The 24,818-nt window shown below is 68.3% G+C and carries 23 protein-coding genes; 3 read left to right on the forward strand and 20 right to left on the reverse strand.

From position 1 onward, the window contains the following. Positions 1 to 2: 2 nt before the first annotated feature. From ACQP2E_RS24340 to ACQP2E_RS24360, 5 genes are all read right to left on the reverse strand, one after another. Positions 3 to 1,049, reverse strand: a complete 1,047-nt coding sequence (locus ACQP2E_RS24340; RefSeq protein ID WP_433825252.1) for an Ldh family oxidoreductase — start codon at positions 1,047 to 1,049, stop codon at positions 3 to 5. Between the two features lie 9 nt (positions 1,050 to 1,058). Next, positions 1,059 to 2,747 (reverse strand): thiamine pyrophosphate-dependent enzyme, encoded by a 1,689-nt coding sequence (locus ACQP2E_RS24345; protein ID WP_433825253.1) that lies wholly within the window; start codon positions 2,745 to 2,747, stop codon positions 1,059 to 1,061. 1 nt (position 2,748) lies between these two features. After that, positions 2,749 to 3,621, reverse strand: coding sequence for an amidohydrolase family protein (locus ACQP2E_RS24350; RefSeq protein ID WP_433825254.1), 873 nt, complete (start codon positions 3,619 to 3,621; stop codon positions 2,749 to 2,751). A 110-nt stretch (positions 3,622 to 3,731) separates the two neighbouring features. Beyond that, positions 3,732 to 4,928, reverse strand: a complete 1,197-nt coding sequence (gene lhgO / locus ACQP2E_RS24355) for an L-2-hydroxyglutarate oxidase (protein WP_433825255.1) — start codon at positions 4,926 to 4,928, stop codon at positions 3,732 to 3,734. An 18-nt stretch (positions 4,929 to 4,946) separates the two neighbouring features. Further along, positions 4,947 to 6,395, reverse strand: a complete 1,449-nt coding sequence (locus ACQP2E_RS24360) for an aldehyde dehydrogenase family protein (protein ID WP_433825256.1) — start codon at positions 6,393 to 6,395, stop codon at positions 4,947 to 4,949. Between the two features lie 151 nt (positions 6,396 to 6,546). Between ACQP2E_RS24360 and ACQP2E_RS24365 the strand changes: the two genes are divergently transcribed. Beyond that, positions 6,547 to 6,834, forward strand: a complete 288-nt coding sequence (locus ACQP2E_RS24365; protein ID WP_433825257.1) for a putative quinol monooxygenase — start codon at positions 6,547 to 6,549, stop codon at positions 6,832 to 6,834. Positions 6,835 to 7,680: 846 nt separating this feature from the next. Here ACQP2E_RS24365 and ACQP2E_RS24370 read toward each other — a convergent pair. From ACQP2E_RS24370 to ACQP2E_RS24425, 12 genes are all read right to left on the reverse strand, one after another. Next, entirely contained in the window at positions 7,681 to 8,889 is a 1,209-nt protein-coding gene (locus ACQP2E_RS24370) for a hypothetical protein (RefSeq protein ID WP_433825258.1), read from the reverse strand. Then, on the reverse strand, positions 8,882 to 9,328 hold the full coding sequence (locus ACQP2E_RS24375; RefSeq protein WP_433825259.1) for a GlcG/HbpS family heme-binding protein: 447 nt from the start codon (positions 9,326 to 9,328) through the stop codon (positions 8,882 to 8,884). Before ACQP2E_RS24375 ends, ACQP2E_RS24370 begins: the two co-directional genes overlap by 8 nt. Further along, a complete protein-coding gene (locus ACQP2E_RS24380) occupies positions 9,328 to 10,095 on the reverse strand; it encodes an alpha/beta fold hydrolase (protein WP_433825260.1) in 768 nt (255 codons plus the stop codon). The genes ACQP2E_RS24375 and ACQP2E_RS24380 overlap by 1 nt, the downstream gene beginning before the upstream one ends. Continuing rightward, on the reverse strand, positions 10,095 to 10,466 hold the full coding sequence (locus ACQP2E_RS24385) for a VOC family protein (protein ID WP_433825261.1): 372 nt from the start codon (positions 10,464 to 10,466) through the stop codon (positions 10,095 to 10,097). The genes ACQP2E_RS24380 and ACQP2E_RS24385 overlap by 1 nt, the downstream gene beginning before the upstream one ends. Next, the gene (locus ACQP2E_RS24390; protein ID WP_433834026.1) at positions 10,463 to 11,218 is read right to left on the reverse strand and encodes a fumarylacetoacetate hydrolase family protein; all 756 of its coding nucleotides are present in this window, start codon (positions 11,216 to 11,218) and stop codon (positions 10,463 to 10,465) included. Before ACQP2E_RS24390 ends, ACQP2E_RS24385 begins: the two co-directional genes overlap by 4 nt. 19 nt (positions 11,219 to 11,237) lie before the next feature. Beyond that, the gene (locus ACQP2E_RS24395) at positions 11,238 to 12,653 is read right to left on the reverse strand and encodes an NAD-dependent succinate-semialdehyde dehydrogenase (RefSeq protein WP_433825262.1); all 1,416 of its coding nucleotides are present in this window, start codon (positions 12,651 to 12,653) and stop codon (positions 11,238 to 11,240) included. Then, the gene (locus ACQP2E_RS24400; RefSeq protein ID WP_433825263.1) at positions 12,650 to 13,552 is read right to left on the reverse strand and encodes a VOC family protein; all 903 of its coding nucleotides are present in this window, start codon (positions 13,550 to 13,552) and stop codon (positions 12,650 to 12,652) included. Before ACQP2E_RS24400 ends, ACQP2E_RS24395 begins: the two co-directional genes overlap by 4 nt. Before the next feature lie 79 nt (positions 13,553 to 13,631). Beyond that, a complete protein-coding gene (locus ACQP2E_RS24405; protein WP_433825264.1) occupies positions 13,632 to 14,552 on the reverse strand; it encodes a LysR family transcriptional regulator in 921 nt (306 codons plus the stop codon). 27 nt (positions 14,553 to 14,579) lie between these two features. After that, positions 14,580 to 15,467 (reverse strand): sugar ABC transporter substrate-binding protein, encoded by an 888-nt coding sequence (locus tag ACQP2E_RS24410; RefSeq protein ID WP_433825265.1) that lies wholly within the window; start codon positions 15,465 to 15,467, stop codon positions 14,580 to 14,582. Between the two features lie 42 nt (positions 15,468 to 15,509). Beyond that, positions 15,510 to 16,472: an ABC transporter permease gene (locus ACQP2E_RS24415; protein WP_433825266.1), complete on the reverse strand. Its 963-nt coding sequence runs from the start codon at positions 16,470 to 16,472 to the stop codon at positions 15,510 to 15,512. Next, positions 16,469 to 17,965, reverse strand: a complete 1,497-nt coding sequence (locus tag ACQP2E_RS24420) for a sugar ABC transporter ATP-binding protein (RefSeq protein WP_433825267.1) — start codon at positions 17,963 to 17,965, stop codon at positions 16,469 to 16,471. Before ACQP2E_RS24420 ends, ACQP2E_RS24415 begins: the two co-directional genes overlap by 4 nt. Beyond that, complete coding sequence (locus ACQP2E_RS24425) at positions 17,962 to 18,534, reverse strand: carboxymuconolactone decarboxylase family protein (protein ID WP_433825268.1); 573 nt, start codon at positions 18,532 to 18,534, stop codon at positions 17,962 to 17,964. Before ACQP2E_RS24425 ends, ACQP2E_RS24420 begins: the two co-directional genes overlap by 4 nt. Positions 18,535 to 18,681: 147 nt before the next feature. Here ACQP2E_RS24425 and ACQP2E_RS24430 point away from each other — a divergent pair, with 147 nt between their 5' ends. Beyond that, the gene (locus ACQP2E_RS24430) at positions 18,682 to 19,092 is read left to right on the forward strand and encodes a cupin domain-containing protein (RefSeq protein WP_433825269.1); all 411 of its coding nucleotides are present in this window, start codon (positions 18,682 to 18,684) and stop codon (positions 19,090 to 19,092) included. Between the two features lie 217 nt (positions 19,093 to 19,309). Here ACQP2E_RS24430 and ACQP2E_RS24435 read toward each other — a convergent pair whose 3' ends face one another. After that, on the reverse strand, positions 19,310 to 20,347 hold the full coding sequence (locus ACQP2E_RS24435; RefSeq protein ID WP_433825270.1) for a 4-oxalomesaconate tautomerase: 1,038 nt from the start codon (positions 20,345 to 20,347) through the stop codon (positions 19,310 to 19,312). 155 nt (positions 20,348 to 20,502) lie between these two features. On the opposite strand from ACQP2E_RS24435, the gene ACQP2E_RS24440 reads away from it, so the two are divergent. Further along, a complete protein-coding gene (locus ACQP2E_RS24440) occupies positions 20,503 to 21,177 on the forward strand; it encodes a GntR family transcriptional regulator (RefSeq protein ID WP_433825271.1) in 675 nt (224 codons plus the stop codon). Between the two features lie 1,504 nt (positions 21,178 to 22,681). On the opposite strand, the gene ACQP2E_RS24445 is transcribed toward ACQP2E_RS24440, so the two are convergent. Then, the gene (locus ACQP2E_RS24445) at positions 22,682 to 24,097 is read right to left on the reverse strand and encodes a HAMP domain-containing sensor histidine kinase (protein ID WP_433825272.1); all 1,416 of its coding nucleotides are present in this window, start codon (positions 24,095 to 24,097) and stop codon (positions 22,682 to 22,684) included. Further along, positions 24,094 to 24,792, reverse strand: coding sequence for a response regulator transcription factor (locus tag ACQP2E_RS24450; protein ID WP_111647925.1), 699 nt, complete (start codon positions 24,790 to 24,792; stop codon positions 24,094 to 24,096). The genes ACQP2E_RS24445 and ACQP2E_RS24450 overlap by 4 nt, the downstream gene beginning before the upstream one ends. Positions 24,793 to 24,818: the final 26 nt, after the last annotated feature.

The following is a 24,818-nucleotide window of genomic DNA, read 5'->3' on the forward strand; positions in this document are numbered from 1 at the left end:
TTCTACACCGGGGCCGGCACACCCAGCTTCTCGGCGGCCACCTGGATCTCGGCCCAGACCTTCGCGGCGACCGGCACACCCTCGGCGGTGCGCCGGTCCGCGACGGCCGCGCTGCCCTCGCCCGGGTAACGGATCTCCGACACCTCGTCCGCCCTGGTCAGGCCCTTGAGCGCGGTCAGGGTTCCGACGACGGCCGGGCCGAACTCGTCGGCGTTGCCGAAGGCCGCCGGGTCCAGCGCCAGGATCAGCGCGTTCTGCCGGTGCACCCGGCCCTGCGGGTCGTCGCTGTGGAACGAGCTGAGGATCGGCGCGCCGACCAGCACGCTGGTGAGCAGCTCGAACACCAGCGACATGCCGGCGCCCTTGACGCCACCCAGGGGAAGCGGCATCTTCGCCAGGTTCGGGTCCGTCGTCGGGGTGCCGTCGGCCGTTGCCGCCGTACCCTCGGGAAGTTCTTTTCCGGCGTTGCGGAACTGGGCGATCTTGCCGAGCGCGATGCCGGCCGTCGCCATGTCGAGCAGCGCGGGCGGCCGGTCCGGCGCCGGGACCGCGATCGAGAGCGGGCTGGTCGCGACGGCCGCGCCCTTCACCCCGGGGTACGCCATGTTCGGCATCCCGGCGACGAAGGCGATGCCGACCAGGCCCGCGCCGGCGATCCGGGACGTGTAGTAACCGATGGCGCCGGTGTGCACGGTCCGGCGTACGCCGACCGCGCCGATGCCGCTGGCACGTGCCCGCCTGATCGCCTCGTCGGCGGCCGCGGTGAGCGCCACCGGGCCGGGCGCCCGGTCCGCGTCGAGCACCGCGACGGCGGGGCTGGTCGAGCCGAACGCCAGAGCCGGCGCCCGGTTGGCCTCGCCGGAGTCGAGCAGCTCCAGGTAACGCGGCACCCGGGAGGCGCCGTGCGAGTCGACGCCGCGCAGGCTGGCCCACGTCAGTACGTCGGAGATGGTGGCGGCGTGCTCGGCGGATACGCCGGCGGCGGCGAACAGCGCCGTGGTGAAAGTGCGCAGCTCAGCGGCCGGCACGAGGACTTTCGGAGGCGGCATGACTGTTCCTCAGCGTGAGACGCGGACGTTGACGATCGCGGTGGTGCCGGTGCGGACGGCTTTCAAGGCCCGCTCCAGGGCCGGAACCAGCTCCGCGGTGGCGGTGACGTGCTCACCGTGCATCCCGAACGGCTCGGCGAACGCGGACAGCTCGGGCTGGTCGCTCAGGTCGTTCCCGAGGAACTCGCCGGTGGCGACCGCGGCGCCCTGCGGATAGAACCGCAGGTGGTTCATCTTCATCGACCGGTACTCGGTGTTGTTGAAGACCAGGATGAGTACGGGCAACCCGTTGGCCTTCGCGGCCTGGAGCGACTGGACGATCGGGTTGTAGAGGAACGCCCCGTCGCCGACCGTGAAGACGACCTGTTTGTCCGGGGCGGCCAGCTTCACGCCGAGCGCCACGGCGATGCCCTGGCCGAGTCCGCCCTGGACGTAGAAGTAGGAGTCGGGTTCGGTGCGCCGCAGGTGCCGCTGGACGATCCGGCTGTGCGTGATGGTCTCGTCGACCACGACGGTGTCTTTTCCAAGGAGATCGCGCAGGGTGGCGACGAGGTGTACCGGGTCGATGCTGTCGCTTTTCTGCTCGGCCTTTTCCTCTGCTGCCTTTTCCTCTGCTGCCCGGATCGCTGCGGGCTCCTGACTGACAAAACCGATATTTCGTCTTAATCCCTGTTCGGTCCATCGGACCGCCATCTCCCGCAGCGTCGCGGCGACCCCGCCTTCCAGGTAGTGGTCGGCGTTCAGCACCTGGTAGACGATGTGCGGCCGTTGCGGCACCTCATCGATGACGACGATCTTCGCGGTGGCCGGCCGGCGGCTCGGCGGGTAGAACGGCGCACGGCAGTTCAGCAGGACTATCACGTCGGCGGTGCCGAGGAACGGCTCGATGTCGCCGCCGGCGTGCAGCTCGTGATCGCGCGGGAAGTTCACGCAGACCGCCGAGCTGGGCTCGACGACCGGGACGCCCAGCGTCTCGGCGAAGACGACGAGCGCCTCCAGGCCACCCGGTTCGCGGCCGGTCGTCTCGGTGACGATCACCGGGTTCTCGGCGCCGGCCAGCAGCTCCAGGACCACCTGCATGTCCTCGGCCGCGCTGACCGTGGAGCCCGGGGCCGCGATCGGTTTCGGTTCCGGGCCGTCCCACTCGTCGAGCAGGACCTCCAGGGGGATGTTCAGGTAGACCGGTCCGGCCGGGGCACGGGCCGCCAGCTCCGCGCTGCGGGTGATCATGGTGGTCAGCGTGTGCACGCTTGCCGCCTGGTTCGACCACTTGGTGAACGGCGCGGCCAGGGTGTGCGGGCCGCCGACCACGGAGAGGTTGCGGTACCACTGGCCGCCCGGGTCAGGGCCCGGGCCGTCGCCGTACGTGATCGACTCCGAGGAGGCCACCACCATCGGCGCGCCGGCCAGCAGCGCGCCGTGCACCGCCATCGAGCCCTGGAGCAGCCCCGGGCCGGCGTGCAGGAGCACGCCCTGTGCGCGGCGGGTGATCAAGGCGTACCCGGTCGCCATGCCGACCGCGACGGTCTCGTGGAGCAGGTCGATGTAGTGGGGGCAGGGCAGTCCGTCCCGGTGGCGACGGGCCAGCGACTCCCACACCGGGGCCCATTCGGACCCCGGCGAGGAGAAGATGTAGTCCGCGCCGACCGCGTTGAACGCGCTGACGACCGCATCGCCGCCGTCGGTGGAGTGGGTCATGTCAGTTCGCGTTCCCGGACTCGATCGGCCAGTCCAGGACCTCGCAGATGCCCCGGCCCATGATCCATTCGAGTTCCTCGGGCGAGAAGTCGAAGTGCTTGGTGAACTGCTCGATGGTCTCCACGTAGCTGAGGCCGTGGCCCAGCAGGCGGGTGATGTCGGTGCCCCAGAAACAGCGCCGCGGTCCCATCTTGTCGACCATCTCGCGCACGTACTTCTCGATGTTCAGGTTCGGGAAGGGCTGCGTCGAGTAACCGGGCAGCGCCGAGACCTTCACGTAGATGTTCGGGTACTTGTGCAGGTCGGCGGTCTCCTGCACCCAGTAACCGATCGCGTCGTCCACGCAGCGGGCCATGATGCCCATGTGATCGATGATGATCTTCAGGCCGGGGTGCTTGCCCGCGATGGCGCCGAGCTCGGCCTTCCAGATCGGCGCGTGCACCATCGTCGGGATGTTCAGCTCCTCGGCGAGGGGCCAGTACCAGTCGTTGGTGCCGTCGATCATCCAGTTGCGGTCGATCGGCCGGTGGAACGTCAGCCGGGTGCCCTTCACGTACGGGTTCTGCGCGAAGTCCTTCAGCATGGCCTTGCCCTCTTCGGGCTTGTTCTGCGGGATGCGGGCCATGATGCCGAAGCGGTCCGGGTGCGCCTCGCACGCCTCGAGGGCGTAATCGATGCGGTCACCCTCCCACGACGGCGGCAGGATCAGCGCCCGGTTGACGCCGGCCTCGTCCATCAGCGCGAGGCACTCCTCGTAGCTGAACGGGTCCTCCCGGTGGCCGTTCAGCCGGATACGCTCGCGAGCACCCGGAACCCAGGGGCGGTCCGGGGTCTCTTCCTTCCAGATGTGCACCTGGGAGTCGACGACGAACATATGCGTTTCCTTTCTAACCGGCTGTACCGCCAGGGGATCTGAAAAGAAGCTATTGGCGATTTCCCGTCCTGCGGAGTCCGTGGAGCGCAATCGGTTGTTGCACGAAGCGGTTACTGACCGAAGATCTGACCCACCACGTGCTCGGCGATTGCCAGCGACGACGTCGCCGCAGGTGAGGGCGCATTGCGTACGGCCGTGACCGGGCCCAGCCGGTGGATGCGGAAGTCGTCCACAAGGCTGCCGTCGCGGTCCAGGGCCTGCGCGCGTACTCCGGCGCCGGCGCGGTAGACGTCGGTCGCGCCGATCTCCGGCACGTACTGCATCGCTTCGGCCATGTACCGCCGCTTGGACAGCGAGCCCCGGACCTCCTTCACACCGGTCCGCCAGTGCTGCCGGGCCATCTGCCAGGTGCCGGGCCACGCCGCGATACCGGCCAGGTCGCGCACCGAGAACGTGGTCCGGGTGTAACCCTCCCGCGCCGTGGCGAGGACCGCGTTCGGGCCGACCTCCACGACCCCGGTGACCCGGCGGGTGAAGTGCACGCCGAGGAACGGGTACCGCGGGTCCGGAACCGGGTAGATCATGCCGCGGACCAGGTCCGCCTTGGCCGGCTTGACCCGCATGTACTCACCGCGGAACGGGATGATCCGGGGTGCCGCGGCGTCGCCGGCCAGCTGGGCCACCGTGTCGCTGTGGATGCCGGCGCAGACGATCACCTGGTCGGCGAGCAGGCGGCGCTCCCCCGACGCGATCTCGATGCGGGATCCGGCCGGGGTGAGGCGGTCAACGGCGAAGTTCGTGCGTACCTCTCCCCCGGCCGCGATGACGTCCTGGGCGAACGCCTTGGCGACACCCGGGAAGTCGGTGATCGCCGTCTCCGGCGAGTGCAGCGCGGCCAGGCCGGCGGCGTGCGGCTCGATCTCCCGGATACCGGCCGGGTCGACCCTGCGCAGGCCCGGCACACCGTTCTCCCGGGCCCGCTTCTCCAGGTTGTCGAGGCGGCCCAGCTCGTCGGGGCAGACCGCGACGACGAGCTTGCCGCACTCGTCGTACGCGATCCCCCGATCCGCGCAGTACTCGCGGAGCAGCAGCCGGCCGCGGGTGCAGAGCTCGGCCTTCAGGCTGCCCGGTGTGTAGTAGATGCCGGCGTGCACGACCCCGGAGTTGTGACCGGTCTGGTGCTGGGCGACCTCGGCCTCCTTCTCCAGGATCACAACCTTGGTGCCCGGCCGGCGCAGGGTGATCTCCCGGCCGATCGCGAGGCCGACAATGCCCGCCCCGACGATGGCGATGGTCTCGTCCGACACGTGTGTTGCCTCCGATTGCTAGCCACCGAACGCGATGGCGAAAGTCTTGACCTTGGTATAGAACCGCAACGCCTCCGCCCCTTGCTCCTTGAAGGGGCTGCCGGAGTCCCGGAACCCACCGAACGGCTGGTGTACGTCCCAGCCGGACGTCGTGGTGTTGACGGCGACCTGGCCACAGTCGGCCTCCGCGAGGAAGCGGTGAGCCGCCGCGAGGCTGTCGGTGAACACCGCTGCGGCCAGTCCGTACTTGCTGTCGTTCACGGCGGTGATGGCCTCGTCCAGGCCGTCGATGACGCGTACCGCGAGGACCGGGCCGAACACCTCGTCGCGCCAGAGGTCCATGTCCGGGGTGACGCCGGCCAGGACGGTAGGCGCGACGAAGCAGCCGAACCCGGTGTCCTGCTCGTCTTCCCCGCCCTGGATCAGCACGGCGCCCTGTTTGACGGCGGCAGCGATGTCGCGCAGCACGCTGTCGCGGTGGGTGGGGCTGACCAGGGGGCCGACGTTCGTACCCTCGCTCTTGCCGGGACCGACCCGCAGTGCCGCGACCTTCGCGCGCAGAAGAGCGACGAAGTCCTCATGGACGGCCCGGTCGACCAGAACCCGGCTGGTGGCGGTGCAGCGCTGGCCGGCCTGGCCGAACGAGGCGGCGACCACCAGGGTGGCGGCCTTCTCCAGGTTTGCGTCGGCGAGCACCACCGAGGCGTTCTTGCCACCCAGTTCGGACTGGAAGCGGACACCCCGCTCGGCGAGCCGTACCCGCAGGGCCTCGCCGACCTCGTTGCCACCGGTGAAGCTGACCGCGGCGATCCGCGGGTCGTCCAGCAGCGCGCCGGAGATCTCCGCGGTACGCCCGGTCACCACGTTGATCACGCCGGCCGGCACACCCGCGTCGTGCAGAGCCCGGGCCAGGTGCAGGCCGGACGTCGGTGTCTCGCTGGCCGGCTTGAGCACGACCGCGTTGCCGGCGGCGAGGGCCGGCGCGAGCTTGCGGGCCGGGGTGATCAGCGGGTCGTTCCACGGGGTGATCGCGAGGACGACGCCGAGCGGCTCCCGCTGGAACCCGGCCCGGGTGCCCGGCCGCACGTCGTGCAGCAGCGAGCCGTACTCCTGGCGGCCGATGCCGGCGTAGTACTCGAAGAAGTCAGCGGCCTTCTCGGCCTCGACCCGGGCCTCAGTGAGCGTCTTGCCGTTCTCCGTGACGACCGCGTCGGCGATCTCCGCGGCACGGACCCGCAGCAGCACCGCCGCTTTCGCGAGGATCTTGGAGCGCTCGATCGCCGAGGTGGCCCGCCAGAGTGCGGCGCCGGCCACGGCCGCGTCGTAGACCCCGGTCACCTGCGCGGGCGTCAGCGCCGGAACCCGGACGAACGGCGTACGCACATCGGCCGGGTCGTAGACATCGATCCAGGACTCGGCGCCGAACCAGCGTCCGCCTGCCAGGGTCTCCATGGTGCGAACGGACATCACAGCTCCTCGGGGATATCGCATCGGTATCGCGAATGGTAGGAACGGCGAAATGCGCGCACCATGCGCTGAGAAGGAAGCATTGGTTGCGTCCGGCGCACCGTTTTCTCTGATCAAATGCGGTCGTCTTTTCCACCGCTGGAGGTAACCCGTGGCCTACGCCGTCATCGCCCACTACCGCTGCGCCCCGGAGGACGCCGAACTGGTCCGCGCGACGCTGCTGACGATGAGGGAACACACCCGGGCCGAGCCGGCCAACATCGATTACGTGGTGCACGCGGACGAGGCGGACCCGGCGTCGTTCATCCTCTACGAGGTCTACACCGACCGGGCCGGCTTCGACGCCCACGCCGCCAGCCCCCACTTCGCCGAACACATCATCGGCACAGTCCGCCCCCGCCTCCTGGACCGCCGGGTAACCTTCGCCAAACCCCTCTGACCAGCCACGCCTTTCCCCCGCAGCCGCCTACACCAGCCGCCACCCGCGGTCCACCAGCCGCCACCCGCGGTCCGCCACCCACCGCCCGCGGTCCACCAGCCACCGCCCGCGGTCCACCACCCACCGCCCGCGGTCCACCAGCCGCCACCCGCTGCCGGGCACCGCTCCGCTCCGCCTGGATCTTGTGAACTTCCCCGCAGACGTGCCCGCACAACTCCACAAGATCGAACAGGCCCAGCCGATCTTGCGGAGTTACGCGCAAACGGTTCGCCGAACTCCACAAGATCGGCGAAGCACCGCGTTCACCACGTCGAACCGTGAAGCACCGCGTTCACCACGTCGAACCGTGAAACACCGCGCTCACCACATCGAACCGTGAAACACCGCGCTCACCACATCGAACCGTGAAACACCGCGTTCACCACGTCGAACCGTGAAGCACCGCGTTCACCACGTCGAACCGTGAAGCACCGCGTTCACCACGTCGAACCGTGAAACACCGCGTTCACCACATCGAACGGTGCAGCACCGCGTTGGCCGAACCTTGGAGGCCACTGGGGATAGAACACCCACGAGTCTCCAAGATCCGGCACCTCCGCCTGCTTGTGGTGGCAGAGCGTCATCACGAAGCTCACATAACACCCGAAGCCGACACCCCGCAGACGGGCGTCGCGCCAAGTCGTGCACTCGTGGTCGATCGGCCGGCCGAACCGCACAAGATCTCTGAGCGGCATCTCACACCGAGGAACCGGCATGCCCAGACGCCGCCACGTCGCCCCGAACCCGCTGCCGCTGCACAAATGGCGAAACCCGGGAACGGGCGGGCGCGGGGTACGCCATAACGGGTCAGAGTTCGTTGCCCCAGCACATTCGGGCGATGGTCTCCACGTGGGTGAGCTTGCGCCACTGGTCCTCGGCGCTGATTGCCGGGTGGCCGGCTCGTTCGGAGAAGCCGGCGCTGGGGCTGATCGCTATGTCCTCCAGGTCGCGGATCGTGGCGGCGTGGTCCATCCGGTCCATCACCGTGTCCACGTCCTCCAACTGGGGCGTCAGCGGGGAGACGATGCCCAGGCAGACATCACGGTCGGCGGGTACGGCGCGGAGCAGCTGGGACTCGGCCGGGGCGCCGGTGTCGTACGGCAGCACCCAGCGGTCCACCGGGATCGTGGTGAACAGCTTTTCCGCGGCGGCCATGTTCAGCTCGCTGCCTGCTCTGGTCAGCGGGCACAGTCCGATGCGGACGTTGAACGGCTTGTCGGCGATGGTCACCGCCAGGGCGTCGACAGCCAGCGCGTCCTCGAAAGTCAGTGATCCTTCGCGGTCACTGAAGAGGCTTTGAGCGTACCCATGGTTGTCGATCTGGATGAGGCGCACGCCGCGGGAGATGATCGCCTGGATCTCGTCGCGGATGATCTGGGCGAGGAATTCGCCCAGCTCGCGGGGGCTCGACCAGGCGCCGCCGGGCTGGAACGTGGTCGCCGCGAGGTAGGCGGGTGACGGAAGCGTGGCCTTTGCGGGGATTTGCGTGAGGGCCGCGATGACGGCGACGTCGTCGGCGACCAGCGAGCGGTACGGCTTGATCTCGCCCTCGGCGATCCAGCGCTCCGGTCCGGCGATCCAGCGCTCCGATCCGGCGATCCAGCGCTCCCCATCGGCGATCGGGTGCCCGCTCTCGGCGATCGGGTGCTCGCTCTCGGCGAGTCCGGTGTGGCTGTCGGCGCGTTTGAAGCCGTGGACCGCGTCGAAGACGGCGCTGCGCAGGTCGGCGCGGCGGAACTCGCCGTCGGTGACCACGGTGAGGCTGAGTTTGCGCTGCTTGCGGACGACCTCAGCGATGGCCGCGTCCTCAATGGCCGACAAGTCGGATTTGTCGCCCGGAGAAACGGGACCGGACCAGGCCACTGCATCATCGGGCGCGGCGGAGGAAGCGGACGACGACTCGGACAATGACGCGGACGACGACGCGGACGACGACGCGGCTCGGGCGGCGAGGAGCTCTGGGGGGCGAACCAGGCTGCCGTGGTGGTCGATGCGGAATTTGAAGGTGTCAGCCACGGTTCTTCCCCCACGCTGCGAAGATCAGTTCGTAACCCAGCTCCTTCAGCACTTCCTCGCACGCCTGCTGATCCTCGGCGGGTGTGCCGCCGGAGACCCCTAGCCCGCCGAGGATCTCGCCGTCCCGCTTGATCGTCACGCCGCCCTCGGTGGCGACGATCGGGTGCGCGGCCATGGTCGAGAGCTGCGCGAAGAAGCCCGGGTTGCTCTGCGCCCAGTCGTAGAGCATGTTCGTCGGGCGCTCCATGATCGCGGCGCTGTACGCCTTCGCGATCGCGATGCTCGGGGTGAGCGCGCGGGCGCCGTCCGAGCGTTTCACCGAGATCAGGTGGCCGCCGGCGTCGACGATCGCGACGCTCAGCGCCTTGCCGAGCTGATCACCGCGAACCAGCACGCCGGCGAGGATCTCCTCGGCCTGAGCAAGGCTGAGTCTGGACATCAGAGCGCCTCCCGGATCTCCGCGACGGCCGCGTTGTACAGCGACGGCGATTCCCAGTACATCGAGTGCGGCGCACCCGGCACGATCTTCAGGAAGGACCCTTTCAGCAGCTCATGGGCACGCCGCACGGTGGCGACGCTGAGCACCGCGTCGGTCTCGCCGGCGAGGAACCAGACCTGGACGCCGGACGCGACGATCTCGTCGATGGCCGGGCCGTTCACCGACAGGTTGCGCAGGTCGGCCATCTTGGCGACGTTGAACGTGCCCATCTGCTGGAAAAGGAACGTCCTGGCCGGCTCCTCCTCCTGGAAGCGACGTGACAGGAGGCGATCGAGAACGGGCAGCTTGACCGCTTCTGATCGGTCGGCGGCGACCAGTTCGGAGAGCTCCGGGTGGTCCAGGCCGCCGAGCGAGTGGCCGAGAGCGACGCCGCGTACCCGGTCCGGGCGTTTCAGGGCGGCGCGCAGCGCGGCGACCGCGCCGATCGACTGGCCGACCAGCAGCACGTCGCGCAGGTCCTCGGCGTCCAGGACCGCGATCAGGTCACCGGGGAAGTCCTGCCCGTCGAACTCGGACATCGACGAGTCGGACTTGCCGAAACCGCGCAGGTCGACGGTGACGACGGTGAATCGGTCGCGCAGCGCGGCGACCTGCTGCCACCAGGCGGCGTGGTGCCCGCCGGAACCGTGCACGAAGAGGATCGCCGGCCCCGACCCATGCCGTTCGTAATAGATTTTCGCGCCGTCGAACGAGCTGACAACTGGCATCAGGCGGGCCGCTTTCCGTGGAAGACAAGCTCGATCATCGTGTGGTCCGGGTCGTGGATGTAACAGAACTTGGACTGATTCTCCGGGCGCTCGATCGGCCGGGTGTGCCGGATGCCGAGTTCCTTGAGATGCGCCAGGAATTCGTCCCAGTCCTCCACCTCGATGGCGAAGTGATAGGGCGCCATCCGGTCCATCTCCTCGACCGGCGTGAAATGCAGGTCGAAGTTTCCCCGGGTCATCAGGACCACCTTGGTGTTGCTCTTCGGCGTGATCGCCTTGAGCCCGAAGACCTTGGAGTACCACTCCTTGGTCCGCTCCGGATCGGTGGTCGGGAAGTTGACGTGGTGAATGTACTTCGGTGCGTTGCTCATGAACGAAAACCTTCCTCCAGGACAGGATTGGAAAGCGCGCCGATCCCGCTGATCTCGATGTCGACCGTATTGCCGGGCTCCAGCTGGACGGTGCTGTCGGCGCCCATCCAGAGCACGTCGCCGGGGTGCAGAGTGATGTATTTCGTGGTCTCGACGATGTAGTCGAACGGGTCGAAAATCATGTCGCCGGTGGCGAATTTCGCTTTCACGTCGCCGTCGATGCGTACCGTCGTGGTCTGCGCGAGCGGGTCGACGCCGGTCTCGATCCACGGGCCCATCGGCTTGAACGTGTCGCTATTCTTGCTGCGCCAGAAAGTGCGGTCGGCGTGCTGCCATTCCCGGGCGCTGACATCGTTGCCGATGGTCCATCCGAAAATGGAATCCTGCGCTTCCTGCCGGCTCGCCCTTCGCAGAGTCCGGCCGATCACCGCTACCACTTCACCCTCGGCCTCGAATCGGCCTTCCACGCCTGCCGGCCGGATGATAGGCGAGCCGTGGCCGGTGAGAGCGTTGTTCGCGCGGTACCCGATTTCCGGCCGTTCCGGCGCCTGCGTGCCGAAATGTGCCAGGTGACTGCGGTAATTGAATCCCACCGCATAAAACACCGGCGGAATCACCGGCGGCAACAGATCAACACCATTCAGGGGTACGCGGTCACTGGTCCTGCGGGCCCGGCCGGTGATCGGCGAGTCGTCGAGGACGTGCACCAGCCCGTCAGCGACCTCTCCCCAGACGGGCCGGCCGTGCAGCATGATCCGGCTGTATCGCACGTCAGTCCACCAGCAGGTGCGAGACGCGCTTGGTGATCAGGTAGGCCTCCAGCCCCTCGGGCCCGCCCTCCTTGCCGTACCCGCTGGACTTGACCCCGCCGGACGGCGCCTCGTGCACCGACCCACCACAGTGGTTGATCGACAGGATGCCGGCTTCCAGGCCGCTGATCAGCTTCTCGGCGGTCTTCGAGGACCGGGTGAAGCCATAGGCGGCGAGCCCGTAGGGCAGCTCGTTCGCGATGCGCAGCGCGTCATCCAGATCGGTGAAGGAGTTGATCGGCGCGATCGGGCCGAACGGCTCCTCCCGCATGACCCGCGCGTCGCCGGGAACCCCGGTCAGCACGGTGGGCGCGAAGAAGTATCCGGCCCGGTCGAGCCGCTCGCCGCCGGTCAGCAGCGTGGCACCGCGGCTGACCGCGTCGGCGACCAGCTCTTCCATGGCCTTGAGCCGGCGCTCGTTGGCGAGCGGGCCCATCGTGACGCCCTCGGTCAGGCCGTCACCGACGACGATCTTGGAGACTTGCGCACGAAATTCCTCGACGAACCGGTCATAAATCGAGACGTGCACCAGGAATCGGCTCGGTGACGTGCACACCTGCCCGGCGTTCGCGAACTTCGCGGCGACCGACTTCCGCGCTGCCTGAACCGGATCGGCGTCCGCGCAGACGATCACCGGGGCGTGGCCGCCGAGTTCCATCAGCGCCGGCTTCATCGCGGCGCCGGCCTGTGCCGCGAGGAGCTTGCCGACCGGGATCGAGCCGGTGAACGCGACAAGCCGGATGTCCGGCGACGCGATGAGGTGCCGCGACACCTCGGCCGGATCGCCGAAGACCAGGTTGAGCGCACCCGCGGGCAGACCCGCCTCGGCGAAGCAGCGAACGATCTCGACGGCCGTGCCGGGCGTCTCCTCGGAGGCCTTGATGACGATCGAGCAGCCGGCCGAGAGGGCGCCGGCGAGTTTGCGCATCGGCGAGCCCGCCGGGAAATTCCACGGGGTGAACGCGGCGACCGGCCCGACCGGTTCGTGCCGCACGCTCAGGACGGTGTCCCCTGCCGACGGGATGATTCTTCCGTACGCCCGGCGGGCGTCCTCGGCGTCCCAGCGCAGCGCTCCGGCGACCCGCAGCACCTCGCCGCGTGCCTCGGCAAGAGGCTTGCCCTGCTCGCATGTCATCACCCGAGCGACGTGATCGGCCCGGGAGACGAGCAGGTCAGCGGCCTTGAGCAGGATCCGGGTGCGCTCGGCGATCGGGGTCTTTCGCCAGACGGCGAAGCCGCGGACGGCGGCCGCGATCGCTCGGTCGATGTCCTCCGGAGTCGCCAGCGGAACCTGGCCGATCACCTCCTCGGTCGCCGGGTTGAGCACCGGTGCCGTTGGCCGATCGGTGAGAAAGGACCCGTCGATGTAGAGACTCATGAGCTGCTCTCCCGGTTGGTACGCAGAGTCCAGATGTGATGCGGCGGCGTCGTCTCGTGCACCCGGGTGCCGTAGGAGGCGTCGATCCGGTCCATGTCGGCGGCGAGCTCGACCCGCCCGCCGCACGGCGCGTGCACGAACCGGAAGACGTTGGAGCCGACCGTGTGCCGGCCCAGCTTGCGGGCCTCCTGCCAGCCCTGGGCGATCATGTGGTTGCCGCCCTCGATGACGTCGTCGAAGCCGTCGACCTCATAGGACACGTGGTTCACGCCGGCTTTGTCCGGCCGGTGGCAGAGCAGGAAGTTGTGCTGGTCGGCGTCGCCCTCGACACGCATGAAGACGCCCATCGGCTTGACCACGTCGGTCGGGATGAACTCGAGGCGGCCGGTGTAGAACGCCACCGCCTCCTCGCGGCCTTCCTTGGGGATGTTCAGCGCGACGTGGCACATCCGGATCGGGCGTACCTGGCCGACCGGGCCGAGGGCTTCGTTGACCCGGTTCACGTAGCCGGATTTGTTGGCCCGCCGAGGTGGTTCGTGCTCCAGTTCCGACGAACGCACCACCGTGAGGCCCACCCCGAAACCGGTGTGGTCGACGGTGTGCAGCACGCCGTCCGGGGTCTCCCGTTCCGCGCCCGCCTTCTTCGCCAGCCGGGACAGCTCGGCCGGGGTGTCGACACCCCAGACGATTTCCCGGAGAGTCGGGCCCGATTCCACCGGGGGCGGCAGGTCCGGCTTCGTTTCCGCGTACAGAAGAAGGGTCTGTTTGATTCTGGTCTCGAAGACCGCGCTCGTCGCGTCGCGGGAGACCGGGGTCAGCCCGAAATCCGTGAAGAAGCGAACGTTCGTGTCGAGGTCATCGACGGTGTAAATCACCGACTCGATGCGCTGGATTCCCACCGCCGCCTACCTTTCTGGGGTGTCGGAAGAAGCCTAGAAGTGGATGCGGCTTGTCGAGCCCCCGTGATTTCGCAAGCCTTTATTGCAAGCTGCGTTCGAACACCGGCAGCGGATTCTCGGCGAACCATTTGGTGAGGTAACCGAGGAACACCTCGACCTTGCGCGGGGCCTGCGGCGCCGGACCGTAGATGGCGTAGAGCGAACGACTCGGCACCGGCAGCTCGGGCAGCAGCACCCGCAGTTTCCCGTCGACCAGATCGTCGTACGCCGATCGCGTGGGCAACAGCGCGATCCCCCGCCCGTGCACAGCCGCCTTGTGCAGCGCGATGTACGAGTTCGACTGGAACCCGATGTTCCGGATCTTGTGCAGGGTGCTGGAGTGCCCGTGCCCGATCCGCCACACCGGGTCGTTCACGTGCACGAGGCAGTCGTGGTCGCTGAGCGCGTTCGGATCGGTGAGCAGCCCGTGCTTCTCGATGTACGCATCGGCGGCACAGAGCACGAACGGCAGCGACGCGATCCGTTTCAGCCGCACACTTGAGTCCCGCAGGTCACGGGTGTGGAACGCGACGTCGAATCCGGAGTCGAGGAAGTCGTAGGTGCGGTCCGACATGCCGCCGAGCTCGAACCGCACCGCGATCTTCGGATGGGCGACCGAGAACTCGGCGATCGCGTCACCGAGGTCCAGGCCGCCGATCCATTTCGGACAGATGATCGAGAGGGGACCCTCGGGGCGGTCGTGCAGCTCCGCGATCCGGGAGTCCTCCTCGTCGATCTCGTCGAGGATCCGCTGGGCGAACTCGCTGTACCGCTGGCCCGGTTCGGTCAGGCTGACCGATCGCGCGGTCCGGTTGACGAGGTGCACACCCAGCTGTTTTTCCAGGTCGGCGACGTGCCGGGAGATCAGCGAACCCGACGTGCCCAGCTGTTTCGCGGCGCCGCTGAAGCTGCCGATCTTGGCAACCGTGACGAAGCTGCGCATGACGAGAATGCGATCCACCGAGCCTCCTTCGTGCGAATTCCGGAATCAGCCCTCGAGGCAGTACTGCGGCGCCTCGGCCAGGTTGTCCTTGGTGATCAGCTTGATCGGGGTGTTCGCGATCCGTTCCGCCGTGCCCTTGTTGAGCAACGTGATCGCGTTCTTCACGGCGAGCTGACCGGTGGCCGTCGCGGAGTTCGACACCGTCGCCGCGAACCGGCCGTCCTTCACCGCGGCCAGGCCCTCGTCGGTGCCGTTCGTAGTGACGATCTTGACGTTCTTGCCGGCCGCCTGGAACGCCTGCAGAGCGCCGAACGCCATCTCCTCGTTCGCGACGAAGGCGTACGCAAGATTGGGGTGGGCCTGGATCATGTTCTCGGCGACGTCCTGGGCCTTGGCCCGGTTGAACATGCCGGGCTGGTTCGCGACCACGCTGACGGTGGGCGGCAGGGCGTCGGTGAAGCCGCTGACCAACAGGTCGCTGGCGGCACCGGGCGCGCCGGCGATGATCCCGGCCTCGACCTGTGCGTCGCCGGCGTCCTTCGCGACGTAACCGGCGTCGAGGGCGCCGACCTGCTTCAGGTCGACCACGACCGCGCCGAGGATGTCCGAGGTGTCGCTGGTGATCACCGAGGTCAGGAAGATCGGGATGCCGGCGTTCTTGGCCTTGGTGATGTCGTTCTTCAGAGCGTCGACGTTCACCGTCTGCACGATCAGCGCGTCGACGTTGCGCGAGATCATGTCCTCGATGTTGTTGAGCTCGGTGCCGGGGTCCTGTTTGGAGTTCGCGGTGATCAGCTCGGCGCCCTCGGTCTTCGCCTCGGACTCGACGGCACGCTGCAGGCAGGTGTGGAACTCGGTGTTCGCGCCGTTGACGAAGCCGAGGGTGATCTCGTCCGACGCGGCGGCGTTGTCGCTACAGGCGCTGAGGCTCACGACACACAACACACCGACGGCAAATATCCGAAATTTCATTTTTTATCGCTTCCTTGAAGACTGGAGGAGGTTCGCGATCGCCGCGATCAGGAGCACCGCGCCGACCGAGATCTGCTGGTAATAGGAGGAGATCTGGAGCAGGTTCAGCACGTTGGCGACCACACCGAGCAGCAGGACGCCGAGGATGGTGCCGCCGATCGTTCCCTTGCCACCGGCCAGTGAGGTGCCGCCGATGACGACCGCGGCGACCGCGGTGAGCTGCAGCTGAAGGCCGCCGGTTCCGGGACTGCTGGCCGCGAGCCGGGAGAGCAGCATGATGCCGGCCAGCCCGGAGAGCGCGCCGGCGAGACCGTAGAGGACCAGCTTGTCCCGGGCGACGGTGATGCCGCTGAGCCGGGCCACGTCCTCGTTGCCGCCGATCGCGAACGCGTCCCGGCCGAACGAGGTGTACCGCATCACGAACGCCACCACAGCCAGGACCGCCGCTGCCACGAAGACCAGGTTCGGCAGGCCGAGCGTGGTGCCGCTACCGAGTCCGGACAGGTGCTCGTCGATCGAGATGCTCATCCCGTTGATGACCAGCAGGGCGACGCCGTCCAGCAGGGTCGCGGTGGCCAGGGTGGCGACGAACGGCGCCACGTTGGTGAATGTCACGACCACGCCGTTGACCAGGCCGACCGCGATCGACAGGCCGATCGACACGAGCAGGGTCAGCCAGGTTGCATATCCGTGCGAGAGCATCTGCGCCGCCACCGCCGTGGTGACCGCGACGTTGCCGCCCATCGAGAAGTCCATGCCACCGGCGACCATCAGCAGGGTCAGGCCGGCCGCGATCACCGCGACGACGCTGACCTGGCGGGCCACGTTGAGCAGGTTGTTCGGGGTGAGGAAAGAGTCGGTCCGCACGCTGGCGAAGACGATGATCCCGACGAGGACGAGCAGCAGGCCCGCATGCGGGATCTTTCCCACCCGGACGGGCCGGGTCAGGGTCGCGACGGCGCTCACAGTGCTCCTCCTAGCGTGGTGGCGATCAGTTCGTCCCGGGTGATCCGGTCCACCTGGTACTCGGCTATCCGCCGGCCGTCGCGTACCACCACGACGCGGTCGGCCAGGCGCATGACCTCCTCGGCGGACGACGACGCCAGCAGCACCGCGACGCCCTCGCCGGCCAGCCGGTCGACGAGCGCGTGAATCTCCGCCATCGCGGCGACGTCGACGCCGTTGGTCGGGTCCTCCAGCAGCACCGCGGACGGCGAGGTGCCGAGCCACTTGGCGAGCAGGACCTTCTGCTGGTTGCCGCCGGAGAGCTGTTCGACCGGGGGGTTCTCGGCGAGCGAGACGACCCGGTAGCGCTCGCGCAGCGGTTTGGCGCGGCGGGTCAGCAGGCTCCACCGGTGGATCCGGCGTTTGTCGAGCCGGTCCTGGGCGAGCATCACGTTCTCGTCGATGGTGAGGCCGGGGATCAGCCCGAGTCTGCGGCGGTCGCCGGTGACGCAGCGGAGTCCACTGGCGAGCGAGTCGGATATTTTGCCGTTTCTTATCTTTTTTCCATTTACATTGAACTGGCCGCTGTCACAACGCCGGCGCCCCGACAACAGGTCGAACAACCGGGACTGCGCGTCCCCCGCCGGACCCAGCACCGCCACGATCTCGCCGCGACGAACATCGATGTCGAAGCAGTCCAGGAACCGGCCGTCGCAGAGCCCGCGTACCGAAAGACCGACCTCGCTGGACCGCGCCGGCCGGATCGGGCGCTGCGACACCACGTCCCGGCCGACCATGTCGCGGACCAGGCCCTTCTCGTCGGTCTCCGTCGCGAGACCGGCCCAGGTGACCCGGCCGTCGCGCAGCACGGTGATCCGGTCGGCGAGGTGCAGCACCTCGGAGATGTGGTGCGAGATGAAGATGATCGCCACCCCGCTGTCCCGGAGCCGGAGCACCAGGTCACGGATCTGCTGCGCCGCCGCCGGGCCGAGGCAGGCGGTCGGTTCGTCGAGGATCAGCACCCGGCCGCCCCGGCGTACCTCGCGGGCCACCTCGACCATCGTCTGCTCGGCCACGGTCAGGTCGCCGGCGATCGCGTCCGCGTCGATGGTGATGCCGAGTGAGCGCAGGGCTTCCTGTGCGGCGTCGCGTACCGAAGTCCAGCGCACCATCGCGCCGCTGGTCGGCAGCTGGCCCAGCATGATGTTCTCCGCGACGGTCAGGCTCATCACCAGCTCGCGGCGCTGCGGGACGGTGGAGATGCCGACCTTGCGGGCCTGCCGGGGGTTGAGCTGGTTCTGGACGTGCCCGCCGACTTCGAGAGTTCCCGAGTCCGGATTGAGGGCGCCGGACAGGATCTGTACGAGCGTCGACTTGCCGGCGCCGTTCATGCCCATCAGGGCGTGCACCTCACCGGGGAAGAAGCCGACCGACACATCCGTGAGAGCCGCGGCGCCGCCGAAACTCTTGGAGATCCGGTCGACCTGGATCACGGTCTTCATCGCGCTTGTCATCGCTCGACCCGGGCGTATCCGCGGATGTCCGGGAACGGCGGCTCACGGTCGGCCTGGAGGTCCACTTCGAACGCGTTGAGGCACATCGCCAGCATGCTGAAGTTCCCGAGCGAGCCGACGGCGTCGACCAGGCCTTCCGGCCCGAAGAACGCCAGCGCTCGCTCGAAGGTCTCCGGGGACACGAAGTGGTTCTCCAGGAGCTCGGTGCAAAAGCTGTAAAAAGCGGCGTCTTCCTCGTTGTCGAAGGAGGGTGTCTCCTGTGCGGCGATGGCCCGGACGGCGTCAGCCGGGATCCCCGACGACACCGCCTTCTCCCAGTGCGCGTTCCAGGAGTACTGCGCGTCGAAATGCCGGGCCGCGATCAGCAGCGACAACTCCCGCAGCCGCAGCGGGAGGCTGGAGTCGAAACGCAGGAACGCTCCGAGCGACTCGACCTTGTCGCACAGCTCCGGGCTGTTCAGCCAGACCCGGAACGGTCCGCGGACAGCACCCCGGCGACCGGCGATGCGCTCGGCGACCTCTCGCTGCCGCAGGGTCATGTCATCCGGATTGATCAGGGGAAGTCTCATCGGCAGCCAGCCCTCTAGCTTGTGATCCCGAGCACTCGGGGTGGGTGTTTCGCAGGAACGTAACAACGAGGTGTTAGGGCCTCACAGGTCGCCGAGCGCAACGTAAGGCTGCGTCTCGCGCGGCCAAGACCGGCCTACGCTCGGCTCATGACCGTGATCATCAAGTCGGCCGAGGTCGAGGTTCTCGATCGCGGCGGGGCCATCGCCACGACGCCGCTCATCACCACCACGTCGGCCGCCGGCGAGAACCGGATCACCAGCGGGATCAGCGTGTACCCGGCCGGCACCGGGGCGCCGATGCACTCGCACAACTGCGACGAGCACGTGACCATCCTGGACGGTGAGGCCGAGGTCCTCGTCGAGGGTTCGGTGACCCGGCTCAGCCGGTACGACACGACGTACATCGCGTCGCCGATCCCGCACCTGTTCCGCAATGTCGGCGACGAGCCGCTGCGGATCCTGTGGGTCTACACGTCGGGGCATGTGACCAGGACGTTCACCGGCACCGGGGTGACCGTCGAGCATCTGTCGCCGCAGGATCAGATGGGCAGGGATTGAACACACAGGCATGGACCCGGGACCTTCCTGGAAACAACGATCCAGATGGGGCCCGGCCGGTGCGCGCGGCCGACGGGCGTAACGGGGACGTTACGAATCGTCGGAGATAATGTCAACAAAATCACGAAGCTGCGTCGTCGATGCACAAAAAGGGCCGCATCACCACAGGTGAGCGGCCTTTTTCAGGGAAAATTCAGTATTGGCGACAATGTTGTCGTCAACGAGGGTGAACGATGCCGTCGAGCAGGAGCCGGGCGGTGCTGACGATCGCGGTCCGCCCAGTATCCATCTCGGCATCGACGTCGAACCACCCCGTGGGATGTTCCAGCCGCACGAAACCACGCGGGGCCGGCGACAGAACGCCCGCCGCCACGGTCCCCCGCAGCGCCGCTGCCGCGCCCACCGACGCAGCTGCCAGCACCCCGATCTGACCGTGCACACGATGCGGGATGAACATCCGGGTGCACAGGCTTCCCCCGTCGATCGGCGGCGCCACCAGGCACATCTTCGGCACGGTCTGGTCGCGTACGTCGCCGAGGCCCATCAGGTCGCCGGCCAGCAGGCGGAGTTTCTCGATCCTGTCGCGCAGGGTTTCGTGGTATTCGAGGCGGGTCGGGGACTCATGACCCGTGATGCCCAGCGACGACGCTTCGATCAGGACCACCGGCATGCCGTTGTCGATGAGGGTGGCGCGGATGCCGTCGAGCTGGTCGACACGGTTGCCGGTGGGGAACAGAGCGCCTGTGACAGATCCGGCTAAATCGTGAAATTCCACGAGAAGTCGGGACGCGGTTCCGGGGACTCCGCTGATCGCGGTGTCACCTGAGTAGACCGGGCGGCCGTCGGCGACAGGCACGTGCACTGTTGCCAGGGCGCCGGTGTTGACCATGCGGACGCGTACCCTCGCGGTGTGATCGTGGGAAACGACCAGGCCGCGCTCCAGCGCGAAAGGCCCGACCCCCGCCAGGATGTTGCCGCACGGCTGCTCGGCGCTGACCAGCGGCCGATCGACGTGCACCTGCAGGAACAGGTAGTCCACATCGGCGTCCGGATCTGGTGAGGCGCTGACCACGGCGACTTTGCTGGTCAGCGGGTGGCCTCCACCGATGCCGTCGATCTGCCGCGGATCGGGCGAGCCCATGATCCGCAACAGCAGCTCATCCCTTATTTCCGGATTTTTCGGTAAATCTGAGGCTAGAAAGTATGCGCCCTTCGACGTGCCGCCACGCATCACCAGAACCGGCACACCAGCCATCGCCCGCTCGCTTCAACTTTGTCGACAATTTTGTCAGCGCAACACCGCCGCTCCGAACCATAGGCCGGTGCCGACGGCACTGCAATTGTTGACGATCTTGTCTGAACAAAGCCACTTCCGGCATGATTGATGGTTCAACCACATCGGGGGTATCCATGCCGCACGACGAGCGCCGCCCCGCCCGCGCCGCGAACACCGCCGTCCAGGTCCGCGACGCCCTGCGCGAGGCCATCCTGGCCGGCGAGTACCTGCCCGGTGAGCGCCTGGTCGAGGCCCAGCTCTGCGTACGCCTGGAGGCCAGCCGCTTCAACGTGCGAGCCGCCCTCCAGGACCTGGCCGCCGAAGGCCTCATCGAGGTCCAGCGCAACCGAGGCGCCCAGGTCCGCAAGGTCTCGATGGCCGAGGCGGTCGAGATCACCGAGGTCAGAATGGTCGTGGAGGGCCTGATCGCAGGCCGCGCCGCCGAACGCGTCACCGACGACGAAGCCATCGAACTGGACGAGATCGGCCTCCTGATGCGCCGAGCGGTCGAGGCCGGCGAATACCGCCGCTACAGCGACCTCAACCAGCGCCTGCACGCCCTGATCCGCGACATAGCCGGCCACCACACCGCCGACCGCATCGTCGAGACCCTCCGAGGCCAGCTGGTCCGCCACCAGTACATGCTCTCGCTGGTCCCCGGCCGCCCCCAAACCTCCCTCCCCCAGCACGAACGCATCATCGCCGCCATCCGCAACCGCGACCCCAAAGCGGCAGAAACAGCAATGCGCACCCACATCGCCAGCGTCATAGAAGCCCTAAAATCCCTGAAATCCCTTTCGTACGCCTAACGACAAGCCCTCACCCCCCTCGCCACCTGCGGCCCCTCCCCCCGGCGCACCCAGCCCCCGCCCCGGCGCCCCGTCACCCTCGCCCCGGCGCCCCGTCACCCTCGCCCCGGCGCCCCGTCACCCTCGCCCCGGCGCCCCGTCACCCTCGCCCCAACCCCCCAACCCCCAAGCCGCAGCACCCGAACCCAGGCACCGCAACGGGCTTCCCCAAAACGGGGCAATGTCGGCAAAGCGACACGAGCGAGCGACACCGGTCGGCCAGCGCGGGCCGGGCAGGACGGAGCGGACCGGGGCGGGCGATTGTCCTGAGGCTCAGCAGACCTTCACCGCTTGAGACCGTGTAAACGGGTTTGTGGCGGCGTGGCGGCGCGGCGGCTTCTCGGTACGAGGCGCCGCCCGGAGATCTTGTGCGGTTCGGCCGGCCGATCGACCACAAGTACACGAATATCCGGGACGACCGCCCGTGGCATCTCGCTGTCGGGTGCCCGGCGAGCTTTGTAGACGCTCTGCAACCGCAGCATGTGAACCGCGCCGGATCTTGGAGACCCTTGGGTGCTTTATGCAACGGGTTTCTACAGTTCGGCCATCGCGGTGCGCACGGTTCCGACTGGTGAACGCAGCGCTTCACGGATCTTGTGGAGTTCGGCGAACCGTTTGCGCGCAACTCCACAAGATCGGCCAAGCCCGCTCGATCTTGCGGAGTTGCGCCGCCGCGTTCACGGAGGAGTCCACAAGATCCAAGCCGAGCGGGGCAGAGCGGACACGTGGTGACGCGGAGGTTCACAGTTCCGACTTGGTGAACGCGGTGCTTCACCGGATCTTGTGGAGTTCGGCGAACCGTTTGCGCGTAACTCCACAAGATCGGCCAAGCCTGTTCGATCTTGCGGAGTTGCGCCGCCGCGTTCACGGAGAAGTCTACAAGATCCAGGCGGAGCGGGGCAGAGCGGAGCGGGGCGGGGCAGAGCGGGGCGAGACGTGATGACGCGGTACTTCACGCTTCCGACGAGGTGCTTCTCGGATCTTGTGGAGTTCGGCGAACCGTCTGCGCGCAACTCCACAAGATCAGCTGAGCCTGATCGATCTTGCGGAGTTGCGGGGACACGTCTGCGGGGAAGTCCACAAGATCCAGACCGAGCAGGGCAGAACGGCGCGGCGCGACGCGAGGCGGGACGACACGAGGCGGGACGACACGGCGCGGGACGACACGGCGCGGGACGACACGGCGCGGGACGACACGGCGCGGGACGACACGGCGCGGGGCGAGGCGGGACGGCGCGAGGCGAGGCGGGGCGGGTGCCGCGGCGGATCACGCCGGCTCGGTTCGGTTCGGGTTGAGGGTTACGGGGTGCTGGGGCCGGCGGCGGGGTGCGCCGGCGGGAGGGGCCGCAGGTGGCGAGGGCTGCGGGGGCCTGGCGGTTACGCGTAATAAAGATGGCGGTTACGCGTAATAAAGATGGCGGTTACGCGGAATGAAGAGGGCGGTTACGCGTAATAAAGAGGGCGGTCAGGCTGGGGTGCCGGGCAGGCGGATGGTGATCTCGGTGCCGTGCGGGGTGCGGGGAGCTGCCGTCGCGGTGCCGCCGTGCTGGGCGGCGGTCTGGGCGACGATGGCCAGGCCCAGGCCGGAGCCGGGCATCGAGCGGGCGGCCGCTGCCCGGTAGAAGCGGTCGAAGACGTGGGGCAGGTCTTCCGAGGCGATGCCCGGGCCGGTGTCCGTCACCGTCAGGCGCGAGAAGCCGGGGCCGTCGGGTTGCAGGCGGATCGTCACCGTTCCTGCGGGTGGGCTCCATTTTGCCGCGTTGTCGAGGATGTTGACGGCCATCCGTTCGAGCTCGCCGGGGCGGCCCAGGACCGTGACCGGGCGCAGGTCGGCGGCGAAGGTCAGCTCGGGGGCGCGCAGCTGGACGCGGTTGATCGCGGCGGTCACCACCTCGGCCAGGTCGACCTGTTCGACCGCTTCGCGGCTGCCCTCCTCGCGGGAGAGCTCGACCAGCTCGGTGGTCAATGTTGCCAGCTCCCGGACCTGGGCATCGAGGTCCTCCAGGAGGTTGGCACGGTCCTCCGGGGTGAGGCGGTGGGCCAGCTCAGGGCGGCGCTCGACCGAGAGGAGGAGCTCGACGTTGGTGCGGATGCTGGTCAGCGGGGTACGCATCTCGTGCCCCGCGTCCTCGACCAGAGCCCGCTGCGCCCGGCGTGAGGCGTCGAGGGCGGACAGCATCGCGTTGACCGAGCGGCCGAGACGGGCGACCTCGTCCTTGCCGGCGACATCGATCGGGCGGGTCAGGTCCATGGTGACGGCGACGTCCTCGACGGCTTCGGTGAGCCGGTCGACGGGGGCCAGGCCGGCGCGCGAGACAGTGCGCCCCAGCAGCGCCGCACCCCCGATGCCGGCCGCGCACCCGACGGCGAGCAGGACCGCGAACAGGGTCAGCAGCCGGTCGTCGGGGTATCTGTCGACGGCCACCTGGACCGCTCCCCCGCCCTTGATCGGCATGGTCAGCATCAGGTAGTCACCGTGGCCGAGGGTCACCTCTTCCTGCACCGGCTTTCGCTCGGTGCCCGCCGCGACCTCGGTGGCGGCCGTGGTGACCGGCAGGGGTGTGGCGGTGCCGCCGGCCACTGCTCCGGTGCTGTCGAGGATCTGCCAGCAGGGGCCGAGCTCTTTGCCGTGCGGCGCCGGGCTCGACCCGGGGTCGTCACCGTAACCGGCACGACTGCCCTCGGCGGCCAGCCAGTAGGCGGGGTTTGCCGCGATGGTGCCCGCGTCGGACGCCAGCTCGGCAGCGATCTTGTCCTGCTGGATCTCCCGGACCAGGAACCACGCGCCCGCCGAGACGAGCAGGACGGCCGCTGCCACGGCGCCCGCGACGAGCAGGGACAGCCGGGCGTGCAGCGTGCGCTCGCGCCACCAGCGGGTCATAACGGCTCCTCGCGCAGGACGAACCCGACGCCTCGGACGGTGTGCAGCAGACGGGTCTCACCCTCCGCCTCCAGCTTGCGGCGCAGGTAACCCAGGTAGACGTGCAGGCTGTTGGAACCCTCGCCGAAGTCGTAACCCCAGACCTGCTCGAACAGCGCGGCCCGGGAGAGCACCTGCCGCGGGTGCCGCAGGAACGCTTCGAGAATGGTGAACTCGGTGCGGGTCAATCTGAGCGATCTGGCGCCACGCCAGACCTCCCGGGTACGCGGATTGAGCCGCACGTCCCCGAACGACAACCACTCCCCGGGATCGTCCGGAACCGCCGGAACGGACAGCGCCGACCGGCGCAGCATGGCGCGGATCCGGGCCAGCAGCTCCTGCAGGGCGAACGGCTTGACCAGGTAGTCGTCGGCGCCCGCGTCGAGACCGGCCACCCGGTCGCCGACGGTGTCACGGGCGGTGAGCATCAGCACCGGCAGCACCGCCCCGTCGGCCCGGAGCTGGCGGCAGGCCTCGAGCCCGTCCATCCGGGGCATGTTGACGTCGAGGATGACCGCGTCGGGCTCGCCGGTGCGGACCGCGTCGAGGGCGGCCCGGCCGTCACCGACGGTCTCCACCTGGTATCCCTCGAAGCGCAGGGTCCGCGCGAGGGAGTCTCGCACCGCCGCGTCGTCTTCGACCACCAGGATCCGCATGTCCTCTAGCCTGCCAGCCCGGTACG

Source organism: Actinoplanes sp. CA-015351 (assembly GCF_050955685.1).
Lineage (GTDB): Bacteria > Actinomycetota > Actinomycetes > Mycobacteriales > Micromonosporaceae > Actinoplanes.